The 16,677-nt window shown below is 66.7% G+C and carries 17 protein-coding genes; 5 read left to right on the forward strand and 12 right to left on the reverse strand.

Features of this window, described 5'->3' with window-relative positions:
* Window positions 1-38 precede the first annotated feature (38 nt).
* The 4 genes from NV1_RS27955 to NV1_RS27970 form a co-directional block, all read right to left on the reverse strand.
* Window positions 39-635, reverse strand: coding sequence for a VOC family protein (locus NV1_RS27955; protein ID WP_067897760.1), 597 nt, complete (start codon window positions 633-635; stop codon window positions 39-41).
* Window positions 635-2,695 (reverse strand): NADPH-dependent 2,4-dienoyl-CoA reductase, encoded by a 2,061-nt coding sequence (locus NV1_RS27960; protein WP_067897764.1) that lies wholly within the window; start codon window positions 2,693-2,695, stop codon window positions 635-637. The genes NV1_RS27955 and NV1_RS27960 overlap by 1 nt, the downstream gene beginning before the upstream one ends.
* Before the next feature lie 5 nt (window positions 2,696-2,700).
* A complete protein-coding gene (locus NV1_RS27965; protein ID WP_084525847.1) occupies window positions 2,701-3,309 on the reverse strand; it encodes a PadR family transcriptional regulator in 609 nt (202 codons plus the stop codon).
* A gap of 215 nt (window positions 3,310-3,524) precedes the next feature.
* Window positions 3,525-4,160 carry a TetR family transcriptional regulator gene (locus NV1_RS27970; protein WP_067897767.1) on the reverse strand — a complete coding sequence of 212 codons (636 nt, stop codon included), beginning with the start codon at window positions 4,158-4,160 and terminating at the stop codon, window positions 3,525-3,527.
* A gap of 159 nt (window positions 4,161-4,319) precedes the next feature.
* On the opposite strand from NV1_RS27970, the gene NV1_RS27975 reads away from it, so the two are divergent.
* Genes NV1_RS27975 through NV1_RS27985 form a run of 3 tightly spaced genes read left to right on the forward strand, consistent with a single transcriptional unit; the run spans window position 4,320 to window position 6,994 of the window.
* Window positions 4,320-5,429, forward strand: a complete 1,110-nt coding sequence (locus NV1_RS27975; protein ID WP_067897770.1) for a ferredoxin reductase — start codon at window positions 4,320-4,322, stop codon at window positions 5,427-5,429.
* A 12-nt stretch (window positions 5,430-5,441) separates the two neighbouring features.
* Entirely contained in the window at window positions 5,442-6,677 is a 1,236-nt protein-coding gene (locus tag NV1_RS27980; RefSeq protein WP_084525848.1) for a fatty acid desaturase family protein, read from the forward strand.
* Window positions 6,674-6,994, forward strand: coding sequence for a hypothetical protein (locus NV1_RS27985; protein WP_067897773.1), 321 nt, complete (start codon window positions 6,674-6,676; stop codon window positions 6,992-6,994). Before NV1_RS27980 ends, NV1_RS27985 begins: the two co-directional genes overlap by 4 nt.
* Window positions 6,995-7,026: 32 nt before the next feature.
* On the opposite strand, the gene NV1_RS27990 is transcribed toward NV1_RS27985, so the two are convergent.
* The gene (locus NV1_RS27990) at window positions 7,027-7,581 is read right to left on the reverse strand and encodes a DUF4254 domain-containing protein (RefSeq protein WP_067897776.1); all 555 of its coding nucleotides are present in this window, start codon (window positions 7,579-7,581) and stop codon (window positions 7,027-7,029) included.
* A 355-nt stretch (window positions 7,582-7,936) separates the two neighbouring features.
* On the opposite strand from NV1_RS27990, the gene NV1_RS27995 reads away from it, so the two are divergent.
* A complete protein-coding gene (locus tag NV1_RS27995; protein ID WP_067897995.1) occupies window positions 7,937-8,257 on the forward strand; it encodes a hypothetical protein in 321 nt (106 codons plus the stop codon).
* Window positions 8,258-8,657: 400 nt separating this feature from the next.
* Here NV1_RS27995 and NV1_RS28000 read toward each other — a convergent pair whose 3' ends face one another.
* From NV1_RS28000 to NV1_RS28015, 4 genes are read right to left on the reverse strand one after another with little or no spacing between them, the layout of a single operon-like run.
* Entirely contained in the window at window positions 8,658-9,287 is a 630-nt protein-coding gene (locus NV1_RS28000; protein WP_373864662.1) for a GTP-binding protein, read from the reverse strand.
* A complete protein-coding gene (locus NV1_RS28005) occupies window positions 9,268-9,684 on the reverse strand; it encodes a DUF742 domain-containing protein (protein ID WP_067897778.1) in 417 nt (138 codons plus the stop codon). Before NV1_RS28005 ends, NV1_RS28000 begins: the two co-directional genes overlap by 20 nt.
* Window positions 9,681-10,109, reverse strand: a complete 429-nt coding sequence (locus NV1_RS28010) for a roadblock/LC7 domain-containing protein (protein ID WP_040831726.1) — start codon at window positions 10,107-10,109, stop codon at window positions 9,681-9,683. Before NV1_RS28010 ends, NV1_RS28005 begins: the two co-directional genes overlap by 4 nt.
* Window positions 10,106-12,742: a sensor histidine kinase gene (locus NV1_RS28015; RefSeq protein ID WP_157117415.1), complete on the reverse strand. Its 2,637-nt coding sequence runs from the start codon at window positions 12,740-12,742 to the stop codon at window positions 10,106-10,108. The genes NV1_RS28010 and NV1_RS28015 overlap by 4 nt, the downstream gene beginning before the upstream one ends.
* Window positions 12,743-13,006: 264 nt before the next feature.
* On the opposite strand from NV1_RS28015, the gene NV1_RS28020 reads away from it, so the two are divergent.
* Window positions 13,007-13,837 carry a DUF4389 domain-containing protein gene (locus NV1_RS28020; protein ID WP_084525850.1) on the forward strand — a complete coding sequence of 277 codons (831 nt, stop codon included), beginning with the start codon at window positions 13,007-13,009 and terminating at the stop codon, window positions 13,835-13,837.
* Between the two features lie 69 nt (window positions 13,838-13,906).
* On the opposite strand, the gene NV1_RS28025 is transcribed toward NV1_RS28020, so the two are convergent.
* The 3 genes from NV1_RS28025 to NV1_RS28035 all read right to left on the reverse strand — a co-directional run bounded on the left by NV1_RS28025 (window position 13,907) and on the right by NV1_RS28035 (window position 16,564).
* Window positions 13,907-14,899 carry an ABC transporter ATP-binding protein gene (locus tag NV1_RS28025; protein WP_373864663.1) on the reverse strand — a complete coding sequence of 331 codons (993 nt, stop codon included), beginning with the start codon at window positions 14,897-14,899 and terminating at the stop codon, window positions 13,907-13,909.
* Between the two features lie 107 nt (window positions 14,900-15,006).
* Entirely contained in the window at window positions 15,007-15,840 is an 834-nt protein-coding gene (locus tag NV1_RS28030) for an ABC transporter permease (RefSeq protein WP_067897786.1), read from the reverse strand.
* On the reverse strand, window positions 15,833-16,564 hold the full coding sequence (locus NV1_RS28035) for an ABC transporter permease (RefSeq protein ID WP_084525851.1): 732 nt from the start codon (window positions 16,562-16,564) through the stop codon (window positions 15,833-15,835). Before NV1_RS28035 ends, NV1_RS28030 begins: the two co-directional genes overlap by 8 nt.
* Between the last annotated feature and the right edge of the window lie 113 nt (window positions 16,565-16,677).

Genomic DNA, 16,677 nt, shown 5'->3' on the forward strand with positions numbered 1-16,677 from the left:
CGGGTGCGGTGGCGGATCCGACAGCGACAGCGTGCCTCCTACGAGCGCGCCGGCGGTTCGTAGAAGGCGATGCCCCAGTTCGCGTGCCCGGACCAGACACTGGCGATGCGGCCGCCCTGGACCGCCGGCTTGGGGTCGCTGATCGGGCCGTCGGTGGCGCGGATCGTGGCCACGGTGGTGTCGAGATCGCGTGTGCCGAAGGCTATTCCGGGCAGGGTGGCAGGTTTGCCGGAAGCGACGACTTCCAGTACGGCCTCGCCCGCGCGGAAGAAGGCCATTTCGGGACCCGAGGGCCCGCGGGGGCGGAAGCGCCGGCGAGGACCGGCGCCCAGGACCGCGGTGAGCGCGGCGACGGCCTCGTCCAGGTCGGGCACCCAGTACACGACGTGGTCGATGAAGCTCACGACGTTGGGATGGGTTGTGCCGTCGAATGATTCATCCGAATCGTCGGACAGCAGTTCCGGAATGCCGAGCAGGCCCGGATCATCGATGGCCCCGTCGAAGCCCCAGCTCGGTCGCACATCGATGGTGCAGCTGATGCCGCCGATCCGGAATCCGCCGTCGGATACCGTGAAACCCAGTGTGGTCCAAGCCTTCTCGTCCCCGGGCAGGCCGAGGCGGGTGAGCGCGCCCATCAGATCGCCGCCGCCAGTCGAGTGCCCTGATCGATCGCTCGTTTCGCGTCCAGTTCGGCGGCCACGTCGGCGCCGCCGATCAGGTGGATCCGCACCCCCGCCGCCCACAGCGGCTCGGCCAGTTCGCGCACGGATTCCTGTCCGGCGCAGAGGATCACATTATCGCAGTCGATCACGGTCGGGCGAGATCGCTGCTCACCGAAGCTGATGTGCAGGCCACGATCGTCGATCCGCTCGTAGTTGACCCCGCCGATCTGCTCCACGCCCTTGGCCTTGACCGCGGCGCGGTGCACCCAGCCGGTGGTCTTGCCCAGGCTCTTACCGAACGCCCCCGATTTACGTTGCAGCAGAACCACTTCCCGGGTCGCGGGGGAGGGTCGCGCGGTGACGAGCTGACCGGGCGCGTCGGGATCCGTCGCGGTGACGCCCCATTCCTGCATCCACTCCTCCAGCTTCAGCGACGGATGACCGTCGACGGTGAGGTATTCGCTGACGTCGTAACCGATTCCGCCCGCGCCGATCACCGCGACCTTCCTGCCGACCGGCTTCTCCTCGCGCACCAGTTCGGCGTAGGTGAGTACCTTCGGATGATCGATACCGGTGATATCCGGGATGCGTGGGCGTACCCCGGTGGCCAGCACGACTTCGTCGTAGCGCCCCTCGATCAGCTCGGCGGCCTCGACCCTGCGGTTCAGGAACACCCGGACACCGGTGACCTCCAGCTTGCGCGTGAAATAGCGGATGGTCTCGGTGAACTCCTCCTTGCCGGGAATGCGCCGGGCGATGTCGAACTGCCCGCCGATCTTGTCCTCGGCCTCGAACAGATCCACCTTGTGCCCGCGTTCGGCCAGGCTCACCGCGGCCGAGAGACCGGCCGGGCCCGCGCCGACGACGGCGATGCGCCGCATTCGCCGGGTGGGCAGCAGCCGCAGTTCGGTCTCGTGTCCGGCGCGCGGATTCAACAGGCAGGACACCGTCTTGTGCACGAAGGCGTGATCCAGGCAGGCCTGATTGCAGGCGATGCAGGTATTGATCTCGTCCTCGCGGGTCTGGCGGGCCTTGTTCACCCAGTCCGGATCGGCGAGCAGCGGGCGCGCCATCGAGATCAGGTCGGCGTCGCCGCGGGTGAGGATCTCCTCGGCGGTCTCGGGCATATTGATCCGGTTCGACGCGCACACCGGAATGCTCACTCGCGCCTTGATTTTCGCGGTGAACTCCACGAATGCCGCCCGCGGCACCGAGGTGACGATGGTCGGCACCCGCGCCTCGTGCCAGCCGATGTCGGTGTTGATGACGCTGGCGCCGGCATCCTGCAATTCCATTGCCAGCGCGAGAATTTCGTGTTCGGTCTGGCCGTGCTCGACGAATTCGGCCATGGACAGCCGGAAGACGATCAGGAAGTCCGGCCCGACGGCCGCGCGGATGCGCCGCACGATCTCGATCGGGAACCGGCGGCGGTTCTCCGGCGACCCGCCCCAGCGATCGGTGCGCTTGTTGGTGCGCGGTGCGAGGAACTGGTTGATCAGATAACCCTCCCCGCCCATCACCTCGACACCGTCGTATCCGGCGAATTTCGCCAGTTCCGCGCAGCGCGCGTAGTCGTCGATGGTGCGTTCGACGCCCTTGGCGGACAGCTTGCGCGGCCGGAACGGGTTGATCGGCGCCTTGATCGAGGAGGCCGAAACACTGAACGGCACATAGGCATACCGTCCGGCGTGCAGGATCTGCAGGGCGATCCGGCCGCCCTCGGCGTGCACTGCCCGGGTGACCGCGCGATGCCGGTACGCCTCGGTCCGGTTGGTGAGTTTCGCGCCGAAGGGCAACAGCCAGCCCTCTCGATTCGGCGCGTATCCGCCGGTGATGATCAGGCCGACGCCGCCGCGCGCCCGTTCGGCGAAATAGGCGGCGAGCCGGTTGGTGTCCCACGCCCGGTCCTCGAGTCCGGTGTGCATCGAACCCATCACCACCCGGTTGCGCAGGGTGAGCGATCCGACCTGCAGCGGTTCGAACAGATGCGGATACGGATTGGCGGATGCGGCCGCCGCGGGATTCACGGTCATGGAGCTCACCTTTCGGAGACGGAATCCTGTTGTGGCACCGTAGTATTCGGGCTGTCTCGCGGTGCCGGGGAGAGACTGTGGCCGAGTGCTTCGAGGACCTCGTCGCACCACTCGACGAAGCCTGCTTCCACCCGGATGCCGCCGCGCAGCACGAGATACTGGTGCAGGGCTGGACCGGTGAGCCGCGCGGGCGCGGGGAAATCTCGCTTCTCGATCTGCCGGTACAGCTCGAGCCGGCCGGCGTGATTGTCGCGGTGCCGGGCGATCTCGGCGCACAGTGCGGGCAGATCGCCGTGTGCGGCGGCGCGGATCTTGATGCCGAGTTCGCTGCGCTGGAAGGCGGCGTCGTCCTCGGTGGGGGCGCAGATCCAGCGGGACAGCTCGGCGCGACCGCTGGCGCCGACGGTGTAGACCTTCTTGTCGGGGCGGCCTTCCTGCGGGACGGTCTCGCCGACGACCCAGCCGCGCTCCTCCATGCGTTTGAGTACGCGATAGATCTGCTGATGTGTGGCGTTCCAGAAGAAACCGATGGATTTGTCGAAGCGGCGCGCCAGCTCATAGCCCGAACCGGCCCGCTCGGTCAGCGACACCAGCAGCGCATGCTCGAGGGCCATGCGGCGAGACTAATGGATATTCGCCGCCCTATGCAACTCGGTGCATAGGACCATTCCATTCCGAATTATGCGTCCGTACGGTACCGTCGGGCTCGGTGCTCGGAGCACCGTCTTGGATACGGGAAGGGCGCCTCGCGATCCCGGGAGGCTCGCGGGGCGTTCTTCTGTATCACGGAAATCTGAAGTCGTTGGGCGCCAGCGGAATCGACTCATCGCTAGGGCGTCGAGTGCCAGGCGGCCATGCCCAGGGCGATCAGGCGGACCTGTCGTACCGTGCGTTCCACGAGTTCCGGGCGTTCGCGGGGGAGAGCGGCGACGTAATCGGCGATATGACTGGCCACCGTCGAGACGATCAGATCCGCGGCCAGTTCCAGATCATCGGGAGACCAGCTGTCCAGGGCGCGCAGCCGGGAGAGGTCGACGACCAATTCCCTGGTGATGAGCTGCATTTCGATCGCGATGGCACTGCGCAGTGCCGCCGAGCCGCCGTGTCGCTCGCGAATCAGGAATCCGTACAGGGCATCGCGCCCGGCGATCTGAGTGAACACGAACCGCACGGTCTCGGCCAGGCGCGCGTCCGGGGTGCGGCGCAAATCACGCAGGGCCAGACGCAATTGGCGGACCCCCTCGTCGACCAGTGCGGTGCCCAGCTCGTCCAGTGAGCCGAAGTGCCGGTAGAACGCGGTCGGCACGATTCCGGCCGAGCGCGCGACCTCGCGCAGGCTCAGTGCCGCGAAGCCTCGCTCGGCGGCGAGTGTCAGGGTGCCCTCGAGCAGTGCCTGCCGGGTGCGCTCCTTGCGCTCGCCCCGGGTTTCGGCCTGCTCAATCCGCTCGCTCACGTCGGTGAGCATACATCCGTTCACGATAGGTCCATTCTTCAGGATGTTGCCGCGGTCACATGACCTGCTGGTTGAACTTCTGTACCCATTCGAGGCACACTTACTTAGTGTACAGATGTGCACCGAAATGTTGGTGCACTACCACCTGATGAACAGCAGTGGGAGATCGCAATGGCAGGACTCGTCGAACTGGTCCAGACGTTGACAACGCCGCATGCCCTCGATCGCTACCTGGAGTTGGTGCGGCCGACGCTGACCGTGCGCGATATGCGCGCGGAGATCATCGCGGTACATCGCGGCACCCCCGGCTCGATCACTCTCACCCTGCGACCCACCCGGCAGTGGCGTGGCCACCTAGCCGGACAGTACGTGCAGATCGGCGTGCTGATCGACGGCGTCAAGCACACCCGGTGCTATTCGCCGATCGACGTGCAGGCCGGCCCGCAGCGGCGGCTGCGGCTCACGATCAAGGCCCACCCCGAGGGGCTGGTCTCGCAATACCTGCACCGCCACGCCGCACCCGGCATGGTCGTGGACCTGTCTCCCGCGGCGGGGGTGTTCACCCTGCCGGAGATCCGTCCGGACAAGATCGTGCTGATCAGCGGCGGCAGTGGCATCACCCCGGTGCTGTCCATGTTGCGCACCCTGGACGTGGAGGAATATCGCGGGCCGGTGGTCTTCCTGCACTACGCGCAGTCGCCGGAGGCGGTGCCGCATCGTGACGAACTCGACGCGATCGCCGCGCGCCGCACCAATTTCCGTGTCGCGCTGTGCTATCCGGAATTGGACCTGTCCGAGGTGCTGCACGGCGCGCCGTGGAGCTGTGCGGCCAATCCGGTCTCCGGATTCTTCGATTACGAGCAGCTCGAGCGGATCGCACCGTGGTTCGCCACCGCCGAGACCTACGTCTGCGGCCCGGCGCCGCTGATGAACTCGGTCCGCGAGGTGTTCCGGGCCGAACGGCTCGAACATCGGCTGCACGCCGAGGAGTTCACGCTGAGCACCGCACCGATCGATGCGGAACAGGTTGCCGGGACCACCACCTTCTCCGCCAGCGGCGCGGAGTCGTCCAATACCGGCGAGAGCCTGCTCGATCAGGCCGAATCCGCCGGTCTCACACCGGAATACGGCTGCCGGATGGGAATCTGCTTCTCCTGCACCTCGATCAAGCGTTCGGGCTGCACTCGCAACCTGCGCACCGGGGAACTGGACAGCGATCCCGATCAGCCGATCCAGCTCTGCGTCAACGCCGCCGTGGGCGACGTGGATATCGACATCTGAGAGGGGAACGACATGGCAATCCTCACCGAAACCCAGGACCTCACCGAAACCCAGGACCTCACCGAAACCCAGGATCTCACCGAAACCAAGGACGGCCCGCTGGTCCTGAGCCCGGACCAGGTCGAGGAGATCGGCCGCGCGCTCGACGAGCTGCGGGAGCGCATCACCGCCGATCTGGGCGAGAAGGACCGCCAGTACATCTACTCGATCATCAAGGCGCAGCGCGGATTCGAGGTCGCCGGCCGCGGCCTGATGTATCTGGGCTTCCTGCCGCCGTTCTGGCTGGCGGGCGTCGCGGCGCTGAGCCTGTCCAAGATTCTGGACAATATGGAGATCGGCCACAACGTCATGCACGGCCAGTGGGACTGGATGCGTGAGCCGGGGCTGAATTCTCGTGTGTTCGAATGGGATACGGTCTGCCCGGCCGATCAGTGGAAGCATTCGCACAACTACGTGCACCACACCTACACCAACATCCACGGCCGCGACCGCGATATCGGCTACGGCATCCTGCGCATCGACGAGGGCCAGGAGTGGAATCCGTACTACCTGGGCAACCCGGTCTACGCCTTCCTGCTGATGATGCTCTTCGAATGGGGCGTCATGGTGCACGACCTCGAGGTGGACAACATCATCGAGGGCAAGCGCTCCTGGTCCGATGTGAAGCGTCTGCTCAAGGGGCAGTGGCGCAAGGCGGGCAAGCAGGTGCTCAAGGACTACGTGGCGTTCCCGCTGCTGTCCGGGCCGCTGTTCCTGTCCACGCTGGCCGGGAACGCGACGGCGAATCTGGTGCGCAACGTGTGGGCGTACTCGATCATCTTCTGCGGGCACTTCCCGTCCGGCGTACAGACGTTCACCGAGGAGGAGACGGCCGAGGAGACCCGCGGCGAGTGGTACGTGCGGCAGATGCTGGGCTCGGCCAACATCAGCGGCAGCAAGCTGTTCCACATCCTGTCCGGCAACCTGTCGCACCAGATCGAGCACCATCTGTTCCCCGACCTGCCCGCCAACCGCTATCCGGAGATCGCCCCCGAGGTGCGCGCCCTGTGCGAGAAGTACGGCCTGCCCTACAACACCGGCCCGCTGAGCCGCCAGATCGGTTCGGTGTGGGGCAAGATCTTCCGGCTGGCCCTGCCGCCCGCGCTCGTCGGGAAGGCTTCGCAACCCGGTGTTATCGTGATGCGCAGAGTAGCCAGCTCGAAGACCAACGAGCAACAGCCGGAGCCGAGCGAAGCGGGCGTTGAATGATCGGAAAATTCGAGAGCAACAAGGATCTGATCCAGGAACTGACCTCGTCCGGGGCCAAGCACGTCGGCAATATCGCCTCGATCATCACCGGCACGGTGTCGGAGGTGACCCGCGAGATCGGCGACTGGATCACCGACGCGATCGAGATGCGCGAGGCGGCCGCTGCCGCGGAACGCGACCGGGAGGCGGCCGAGCGCGTCAACGCGGACAAGAAGAAGCCGGACGTTCTGCTGGACGATCCGGCGCCCAGTGCACGGGTGTCCGCCGATCAGCCGTTCATCGACGCCGACGTCGAGATCGTCGACCCAGAGCGCTGAGCCGCCGAGTGGCGTCGTAGAGCCCGCCGGGCTCAGAACACCGGCAACCGGCGTCGTCGCGCGGCGACGTCGGTGATCAGATCTTTGTAGCCGTCGGTGAGTTCGGCCAAACGCACCCAGTGCAGGTGGGCCTCGAGGTCCACATCGCGGTGACCGTCGCGCGGGTGCGGGCCGGACTCGCCGGAGGTCGATAGCAGTCCCAAAGCATCTTGGGCCGCAACCCATTTCGCCGCCAGACGGTCGATCACCGCGCCGAGGGTCTCGGTGTGCAGGGTTGCGCCGGTGCGGTGCGGGATCGTTTCCGCCACCCAGATATCTATTTCCGCAACGAGTTTCGCCCGTTCGGCATCGATGGCGCCGACCGTCCGGGTGCAGTGTGCCAGCCGGTCGCTATCGATGCAGCGCGTGTGTGCCGTGGTCACCGCGCGATGACGCCGTTCGTGGCAGCCCACCAGCGCGTGTGCCGCCTCGAGTACGGCGTGCGGTCGCACCGGTCGCTCCGCCGGTGTGTGAAAGGCCCGCAACAATTCCGGCGCTGTCGGCAGCTCGTCGAAACTGTTGCGGCCACCGGCATATTCGGTCGCCATCGCATTCCGCCCTCATATCCGATATCGGATCGTGGTCACGCTTTCCCCTTCCCGCACAGCGCATTCCAGCTTCGAACGCACGGTGGAGAACCGGAAATCCGCGGCTGTGTGATGGAGTCGGTCCAGGAAAGGGGCCCTTTCAGGAAAGCGCGCGGGAACAAAGTGTGCAACTGTCGGTACCCCCATCGGTGGAAGCTGCGCGGCAATCGTTATACACAGCTACGAGAAGGTCACGTGATCGCCAAGATCGATGATTTACCCGCGCGTTTTTTCCCGCTCGTCCGCATCGATGGTCCGGACCGCACGGCAGGCCTGGTCGCGCAGGGGATACAGCACTTCCGTAACCTGGTATTTCGTGTCCGCCTATGTGTCCTCACCGGAGTTGACCTTCGGTTTCCTGTTCGCCCTGGAAGATCCGGAGCGAATCGCCGAGGTGGTGCGTCAGCTCATGGAACGTCAGGTGGTCTCGGTCTTCCGGATGGCGCCGATGTCCGGGGCCGACGGCCCGCCCGAACGCTACGTCGTCAATTGGGCGGCCATCCCGCAGATCGTGATCACCACCGCCGCACCGGAAGCCGACGAGTTGCTGGAGCGCCGGACGATGCTGATCAACGCCTTCCTGAGCGAGAACGGCGAGATCAGCCTGTATTCCGCGGAGGGCAAAACGCCCCAGTAGGCGGGGTAGCGGATGCGACCTGTATCGCCCGGTCCGGGCGTCGCGTTACGGTGATTTAAAACATGGGTGCTTCTTATATTCCGCACAGGTTCGGGCCAGCTTGCTCTCGAGTCGGCCCGCGAGGGTGGACCCGGTCGGCGCTCCAGCGCGGATCGCCGACAGTTCATGTCCCTGACAGAGAGGTTGACCCCATGATTCCGGTCATCATCGACACCGGCTCCGCTGCCCTCCACGGCCTGCTCGGCACCGGCAGCGCGGCTGCCCACGGCATCCTGAGCACCCTGTGGACCGGCTCGTTCGGCCGCTGATCGCACGGTGACGCCCGCACCCGCGAGGTGCCCGAATCCGCCCCGGCCACTCGGATGTGCCGGGGCGGATTCATATCCGGGGAGGTATCCGGTCAGCTCGCCCGCACCGAATGTGCGGCCAGGCGGGCGGCCAGCACCTGCTCGAGCAGGACGACCAGAACCTGTTTGACGGATTCCCGATCGCGGGCATCGCATTCGACCAGTGGCACCGCTTCGCGTACGCCCAGCGCCTCGCGCACCTCGGGCAGCTCGAATCGGGCGCCCTCGGCGAAACGGTTGACCGCCACGACGAAGGGGGTTTCGTGCTGCTCGAAGAAGTCCAGTACCGGATAGCAGTCCTGAATGCGGGCGGTGTCCACCAGGATCACCCCGCCCAGCGCGCCGTCGAGCAGATCGTCCCAGAGGAATTCGAAACGCTCCTGACCCGGTGTGCCGAACAGGTACAGCACCAGTGACCGGTCCAGGGTGATGCGGCCGAAGTCCATCGCCACGGTCGTGGTCGTCTTCTCGGTGCGCAGGCCCGGATCGTCAACGCCCACCGAGACTTCCGTCATCGCCGCCTCGGTGGACAGCGGTTCGATCTCGGAGATGGCGCCGATGAACGTGGTTTTGCCGACCCCGAATCCGCCGCTTACCACGATCTTGACCGAGAAGGCCGTCGGTTCCGGCGGGGTGGTGGCGAGCTCCGGGGGATTGCGAAACTCAGAGTGCCCGAACAAGATCCCTGATCCTCTCGATGACTGCGGTGGAAATTTCCTGGGCCTGGGCCACCGAAACATGTCCGGCGGCCACCAGATCGCCGACCACGACCCGGGCCACACCGATCGGAACATGGAGTGCGGCAGCGATTTCGGCGATCGAGAGCGGCTGCTGGCACAACCGTACGACAGTTCGCAGCTCGAAGCGCAGCGGGGCCGACAGTGCCTCCGGTGTGGCGTGGACCAGGGTTTCGATACGCAGTCCCTCGATCATCGGGGTGGTCCGGCCACCGGTCATCAGGAACGGGCGCACCACGGGTTCGAGATCCGATGGCCCCGCGGGTGCGCCGGTTTCGGGGCCATCGGGTAGGCGGTGGGCCGGGGCGACCGGTGGATCGGGCGCCCGGTGCTGACCGGTCATCTGCGTAGCGACTCTCGCAACTCGCTGATCAGCGCGGGAGTCAGCAGTGAGCCGGCCCGCTCGGCCAGTACGGCCATCTGGTAGCCGACCAGGCCGATATCGCTGTCGCTGTCGGCGATCACGCCGATACAGCTGCCGTCTGCGACCGCCGAGATGAGCAGGAACCCGCGCCGCATCTCGATCATGATCAGCTTGAGGCCGTCGAAATCGTAACTGCGCGAGGCGCTTCGGGACAGGCTCACCAGGCCCGACACCATCGCGGCAAGGCGGTCGGCCCCGGCGCGGTCCAGCCCGTCCGACATCGCCATGAGCAATCCGTCCGAGGACACCGCCACGGTGTCGCGGACGCCGTCGGTGGTACGCACGAAATCGGCGAGCAGCCAGTTGAAGGTGTGCGGACCGGAATCCGGCAGTTGGGTTGTCACCGGGTTTCCTCCTGTGCGATCGATGCCGGAACCGCTGGGGCCTCGTTCAATTGGCCGCGTCGATGGCCCGCGCGGAAGCTGGTGAGCATCCCGCGAACCTGCTCGGGTGAGCGATCGACGGCGGGCGCCGCCGGATGCCCGGACGTGCTGACCGCCTGGGTCGGTGCGGTCGTTCCGGGAATCTTCTTGGCGCGCTTGACGAGACCGTTTCGGGTCCGTTGCACCTCGGGGTCGGGTGCGGCATCAGTGTAGTGAATTCCGTTGGAGTCCGAAGCAGGTGCCACGGGTTTCGGCCCACCGAGCTGATGACGTTGCGCGGCAGTGGTGTTCAGCAACTTCTTCAGCGGGCCCGGCGGCAGCGTCGGAAACGGGTCCGGACGGTCGCCGAGCTCGACGGCGGCGGGATTCAGTGTGGGCTGTTCGGGCTGATCACGGCCCTGCACGGAGCTTTCGGGAAGCTCGCGCGACGCCTCGGCGGCCACGGCCGAGGCGGGCCAACCCGGAACGGCGAATCCGCTGTAGCCCTCGGGCTGCGCACCGGTCGGTACGGCCGCCGGAATGGCGGCGGCGGTGCGGCCCGGCGCGAGTTCGGCCAGATCCTGCGAGACCGGTTCCAGCGCGGGCAGCCGCTCGGCGGGCGGCAGCGAGACCGTGGTCCAGACCGGTTGTGCCGGTTCGAGTTTGCGGGCGGCGGCGAGGGCGACGTCGCTGCCGACCAGGGTGGCGGGCAACAGGATGCGCGCGGCCACGCCGCTGATCGGCGACGCGGTCAGCTCGACCTCGATGCCCAGTCGTTTGGCCAGCCGCCCGACGACGTAATGTCCCAGGAAGCGGGTCGGTGCGACCAGGAAGTCCGCGTCGCCGCGCAGTCGCGCATTGGCCGCGGTCAACTGGTCCTCCGGCATGCCGATTCCGTGGTCGACCACGGCCAGCATGTACTGCTGGCCCAGTCGGCGGCCGTAGATCTCGACCTCGAGATCCGGTGGCGAGAAGGCCAATCCGTTCTCGATCAGCTCGGCGAGCATATGCGCCAGCTCGCTGACCGCCGACCCGGAGATCGACACCTCGTCGATGCGACGCAGCACCACGCGGCGGTAGTCCTCGACCTCCGAGAGCGCGGCCCGGATGACATCGGTCAGCGGGATCGGCTCGCTCCACCGTCGCGGGCTGGCCGCGCCGACGAGCACCAGCAGGCTCTCGGCGTTGCGGCGCATGCGGGTGGCCAGATGGTCGAGCTCGAACATGTTCGACAGCGTCTTGGGATCGAGTTCCTCGCGTTCGAACTCGCTGATCAAGCCGAGTTGGCGGCGCAACAGATTCTGGTTGCGCCGGCCGAGGTTGCCGAGCGATTCGGTGATGTTGCGGCGCAGCAGCGCCTGTGCCGAGGCGAGTTCGAACGCGGTGGTCTGCAACCGGTCGAATGCCTCTGCGACCGAGACGATTTCGTTACTCGCGTTGTGCGGCGTGCGCACCGGCTCGGGCGGATCGGGCGCACTGACGTCCTCCTGCTGCCAGGCGGCGATCAGCGCGGGCAGCCGCTGCGTGGCCACCTCGTCGGCCTCGCGCGCCAGCGCCGCGAGCGGGCGCACGATGGCGCGCACACCCGTGACCACCAGGGCCACCAGGATCAGCAGCGCCACCACGGCCGCGGCGGTGTAGGCGATCAGCGTGATCGCCGAAGCCCGGCGCAGATCCTGCGCGCGATGCTGGATGTCCGCGCCGATGGACCGCTGCACACCGCGTTCGGCGTCGATCACCGACGTCGTCTGCGCCCACCACTGTCCGGGCGGCACGAGTTCGGCGAGCTGCCCGTCCTGCGCGGCGGCGGCGATCGTCTGGGATTGCGCCGCCGCGGTCGCGTCCGGGGAGTGCAGGGCGGTATCCAGCAGGGCGCGCTGACTCGCCGTGGCGTCGCGCGGAAAAGCCGCCAGCGCAGCCTGTTTCGCCGCATCGATCTGCAAGAACTGCACGTACTCGCCGGGCTGGAAGGCGTTGGCCGCGAAGACGCCGGTGAGGAATCCGCGTTCCTGACCGGTGAACTCCTTGACATCGGCCAGGGCGTACAGCGCCTGCAGGCCGCGCCAGATGCGTGGGTCGCTCGCGTGGTCCAGGCCGGGGCGGGCGTGGTCGAGCGCGGCGACGGCATCGGTGTAGAACGCGAACGCGTCGGCGCGATCGATGCGCTGCCCGTCCACCTCGGCCCGGGTACTGCTCAGGGACGTCAATCGGGCCAGGGCCGTGCGTACCTCGGCGGCGGCGGGCGCATCGTCGGACAGGGCCGAGTTCAGGGCCAGCAGGGCTCGATCGGTGGCCGGGCGCTGCGTGTCGAGCGCCTGACGCATCGCGGCGTCGCCGCCGAGCATGCCGTTGGTGAGGCCACGTTCGCGCTGAATCTCGTGTACCAGATCCTGGACCGACAATGCCAGCGACACCGCGTGTGCCGTATCGCCGCTGTCGCGGTAGGCCCGCACCTCGTTGGTGAGCACGACGCCCAGCAGCGCGAGTACCAACACGACCGAAACCACGAGTACCCGGATCAGCTGCCCGCGGATGGTGCGGGGACGCAACAGCCTCGCCGCCGGGTTACGCCTTTTGTCGCCTTTCGGTGACAACCGCGCTCGACGGAATTGCACTTCCACTCCTCATTTCCCTCTCCGCGGCCCGGTGGTTCGAACGTGGCGGAGAATCAGAAGCAAGGTGTCACATGCGGATCGTTCGCGCAACACGTGGGCACGGCTCGACCGGGCGATGTGACGCGCCGGGGCCGATGTGCGCGACGCGCCGCAGTCGATGACACATCCATCCGGCAAATACGCATGAATGTGACCTGGGTGCGAAACAATTGACCGTGCCAGGGCTCGGCGGCGAGCCTGGAAACGCCCGAGAGGAGCGTGGTCATGCAACCTGATACCCCCGTTTACCCCGTGCGCGTCCGGGGCGATCTGGACCCGGCGCTGTCGCGCTGGCAATGGATCGTCAAATGGATTCTCGCGATTCCCCATTACATTGTGCTGTTTTTCCTGTACATTGCCTACTTCGTGGTCACCGTGATCGCATTCTTCGCGATCCTGTTCACGGCTCGTTATCCGCGCGGGCTATTCGATTTCAATGTCGGCGTCATGCGCTGGGGATGGCGGGTGCGGTTCTACGCGTTCTCCCCGCTGGGCACCGATCGCTATCCGCCGTTCAGCCTGCGCCCGGACGAGAACTATCCGGCCGACCTCGACGTCGACTATCCCGAGCGGCTGCATCGCGGGCTGGTGCTGATCAAGTGGTGGTTGCTGGCGATTCCGCAGTATCTGATCGTCGCGGCTATCGTCGGCGGCATGGGGTCCTGGGGCGGCGAATATCGTCATGGGCACCACGACCATTACGGGGATATGGATCGTACGTACATGGGCGGCGGGAGCTGGATCTCGCTGCTGACCGTCCTGGTGCTCATCGCCGCGATCGGGCTGTTGTTCACCGGCAAGTACCCGCGCGGGCTGTTCGACTTCGTGATGGGGCTGGTCCGCTGGATCATCCGGGTACGCGTGTACAGCTCGCTGATGCGCGACGAGTACCCGCCGTTCCGGTTGGATCAGGGCGCTCGGGAACCCGGTGCCGCTGTGCCCGCGTTCAGCCCGGGTCCCGCGCCCGGACCTGCCCCCGAGGCGGGTGCCGGCCCGGAGTCCGGTCCTACGGCCGAGTCGGGGGCAGGCCCGGAGCCCGGTCCCGAATCTTCCTGAGCCGCAACGTGGTCGGGTGGGACAGCCCGGCAGTGGGTCGGCTCCGGAGGCCGAGCCGGTGTCCGGCCTTCAGCTCGGTCCCGAATCCTCCTGAGCCGCAGTATTGTCGGGCGTGACTGCTCGATCGTTGTGCGGGCGGTGCGCGTCCTCGCCGCGTTGCGGCGGGGGCGCGCTGCTGGGTGGGCGTGGATCCGGTGCGAGGTTCTGCGTGCGGTAGATGCGCCGCACCACATCCTCGATATCGGGTTCTTCGATGGACAGATCGCGCACCTCCGCCCGCGCCGAGACGGCGGTGAGCAGTTGTGCGGCGGTGACCACCTGGGGGTCGAAGGCCAGCCGCTGCCGGATCCCGCCGCCCTCGCTCGCGATGAGCTGGGCCCCGGGCAGTCCGGTGAGGTCGGGGGCGGGCACGGCCAGATCCACCACCAGCATCCGGCGCACCCGCACGGTGGCGGCCAGGCCGGTGAGGGTGCCGTCGTAGACCAGGCGGCCGTGATCGACCACCAGCACCCGTTCGCACAGCCGCTCGATATCGCCCATATCGTGGGTGGTCAGCAGCAGGGTGGTGCCGCGTTCGATCCGCTCATAGGACAGGAAGTCGCGTAATCGTTGTTTGGACAGCACATCCAGGCCGATGGTCGGCTCGTCCAGGATCAGCAGTTCGGGCGAATGCAGCAGTGCCGCGGCGATTTCCGCGCGCATGCGCTGGCCCAGGGACAGTTGCCGCACGGGTGTGTCGAGGGTGTGCGCCATCTCCAATTGTTCGACCAGCTCGTGGATGCGCTTACCCGCCCGGTCCGGATCGAGGCGGTGAATGGCTGCCAGAATGGTGAACGATTCGCGCAGTGGCAGATCCCACCACAGTTGCGAACGTTGCCCGAACACCACCCCGATGTGCCCGGCCAGCTCCCGGCGCTGGCGTACCGGTTCGAGCCCGCAGGTGCGCACCGTCCCCGAGGTGGGCACCAGGATGCCGGTGAGCATCTTGATCGTCGTGGACTTGCCCGCGCCGTTGGCGCCGATATATCCCACCGCCGCACCGGGTTCGATGCGGAAGCTCATCCGGTCGACCGCGGTGATCACCTCGCGACGTCTTCGTCGCCACGGCCGCTCATCCTTGCGATGGATGACGAATTCCCTTGTCAAATCCGTGATCTCGATGGACACCGCTATCCACCGCCTCCCTGATAGTGCCGTACTCCCGAACGCCAGCACAGCAGCGCGATGGCCCAGACCCATACTGCGGCAATCGGACTCGCCCATGCCAGCCATGCGGGCAGCCATTGCGGGCCGGGCAGGCGCAGCAGGGCGATCGTGGGCAGATAGGCGACGAAGGACACCGGCACCGTGAATCCGAACAGCAGTGTCAGCGGGTGGCCGAACACCGATGTGGGCTGCTGTGCGGCGAATGCCCCGCCGTAGGTGAAACTGTTGGTCAGCTCGGAGCCGTCGATGAGGAAGAACTGCAGACCGGCCGCGCAGACGAACAGCCCGGCGAAAATCGCCGTCCCGGCGAGCAGCGACATTGTCACGAGAATGAATGTTGTTGCGGTCCAGTGGATATCGTCAGCGACGATGCCGATGCCCAGCACCGTCGCGGCCACGCCCGCGCGGGCCACCCGGCGCAGTGAGATATCGCTGGTGATCAGTTGCAGCAGCAGCGGCTGCGGACGCAGGTGGAAGGCGTCCAGGGTGCCGGCGCGAATGTAGGTCGGCAACGTGTCGGTATGCCCGACCAGTATCTGGGCGATGGAAAAGGCCAGATTGGACAGGCCGAACAGCAGCAGCATCGCATGCATGCCGAGCCCGCCGAGCACGCGCACGTTGTGGTAGATGACCCACACCTCGGCGAATTCCACCGCGCCGACCAGCAGGGAGGAGAGCATATCCGCGGCGAAGGACAGCGGGTAGGCGCGCTGGGATCGCATCCGGGAGCGGAGCACCGCACTGTAGGGGGTGAACCATGTTCCCGATTTCCGGGCGGCATCGAGCAGTTCAGCCACCCTGCACCTCCAGCTTGTGACGCCCCGCGCGCAGCAGGATCCGGCCGAGGAGAACCGCGACAGCTACCCAGAATAGCTGTACAGCAAGGATTCCCAGCGCTCGAGAACCGACCGCGCGGCCCGATAACACGTCGATGGGCGCCTGCAGCAGTGAGGGGAACGGCGTGAGTTCGGCCAGCGTGCGCAACCAGTCGGGGAACAGGTGCACCGGGACGAACAGTCCGGCCAGGAAGGTGGCCACGATCTGGTAGAGCAGCCGGACCCCGCGGGTCTCCACCGCCCAGAATCCGGTGAGGCAGACCGCGAACAGCAGCAGGAACGAGATCGTCACCGCCAGCACGACGCTCAGCGCGCCGAGCAGATAGGGCCACGCGCTGCGCGGCAGGGTGAGCTGGAAGACCGCGAGTCCCACCACGACGCTGGGCGCCCCGCGCAGCAGCAGCGTACATCCCGAGCGACCCAAATCGGTTGCCAGATAAGAGAACTGAATATCCACCGGGCGCAGGAAATCGACCGCGACATCACCGTTGCGAATACGTTCGGCGATGTCCAGTGGCGGCCCCATGACTCCGAGCGCGCCCAGCAGCCCCTGCGAGAGCCAGACGTACGCGCCCATGGAATCGGCTGTGTAGCCGCCGAGTCCGGCGCTCGCCCGGACGGCGGCGAGCATCACCGCGGCGCGGACCAGCCCGAACACCACATTGGTGACCATGCCCGCGAACATGGCGAGCCGATAGTGCCACTGCCGGAGGAACCCTGCTTCCGCCAGTCGCCAATAAACCCCTGGAACGGCGTGCACAACCATTCAACGCTACGGCCGGTATCGGGTGTTACACA

The organism is Nocardia vaccinii NBRC 15922 (assembly GCF_001613305.1).
Taxonomy (GTDB): Bacteria; Actinomycetota; Actinomycetes; order Mycobacteriales; family Mycobacteriaceae; genus Nocardia; species Nocardia vaccinii.

What these genes read in the sequence shown, in the direction of transcription:
- NV1_RS27975 (WP_067897770.1), top strand. Translation starts at nt 4,320, where the DNA reads ATGGCAGGACTCGTCGAACTGGTCCAGACGTTGACAACGCCGCATGCC.
- NV1_RS28035 (WP_084525851.1), bottom strand. Translation starts at nt 16,564, where the DNA reads ATGTTCGCGGGCATGGTCACCAATGTGGTGTTCGGGCTGGTCCGCGCC.
- NV1_RS27985 (WP_067897773.1), top strand. Translation starts at nt 6,674, where the DNA reads ATGATCGGAAAATTCGAGAGCAACAAGGATCTGATCCAGGAACTGACC.
- NV1_RS27955 (WP_067897760.1), bottom strand. Translation starts at nt 635, where the DNA reads ATGGGCGCGCTCACCCGCCTCGGCCTGCCCGGGGACGAGAAGGCTTGG.
- NV1_RS27970 (WP_067897767.1), bottom strand. Translation starts at nt 4,160, where the DNA reads ATGCTCACCGACGTGAGCGAGCGGATTGAGCAGGCCGAAACCCGGGGC.
- NV1_RS27980 (WP_084525848.1), top strand. Translation starts at nt 5,442, where the DNA reads ATGGCAATCCTCACCGAAACCCAGGACCTCACCGAAACCCAGGACCTC.
- NV1_RS28025 (WP_373864663.1), bottom strand. Translation starts at nt 14,899, where the DNA reads ATGAGCTTCCGCATCGAACCCGGTGCGGCGGTGGGATATATCGGCGCC.
- NV1_RS28020 (WP_084525850.1), top strand. Translation starts at nt 13,007, where the DNA reads ATGCAACCTGATACCCCCGTTTACCCCGTGCGCGTCCGGGGCGATCTG.
- NV1_RS27960 (WP_067897764.1), bottom strand. Translation starts at nt 2,695, where the DNA reads ATGACCGTGAATCCCGCGGCGGCCGCATCCGCCAATCCGTATCCGCAT.
- NV1_RS28005 (WP_067897778.1), bottom strand. Translation starts at nt 9,684, where the DNA reads ATGACCGGTCAGCACCGGGCGCCCGATCCACCGGTCGCCCCGGCCCAC.
- NV1_RS27990 (WP_067897776.1), bottom strand. Translation starts at nt 7,581, where the DNA reads ATGGCGACCGAATATGCCGGTGGCCGCAACAGTTTCGACGAGCTGCCG.
- NV1_RS27965 (WP_084525847.1), bottom strand. Translation starts at nt 3,309, where the DNA reads ATGGCCCTCGAGCATGCGCTGCTGGTGTCGCTGACCGAGCGGGCCGGT.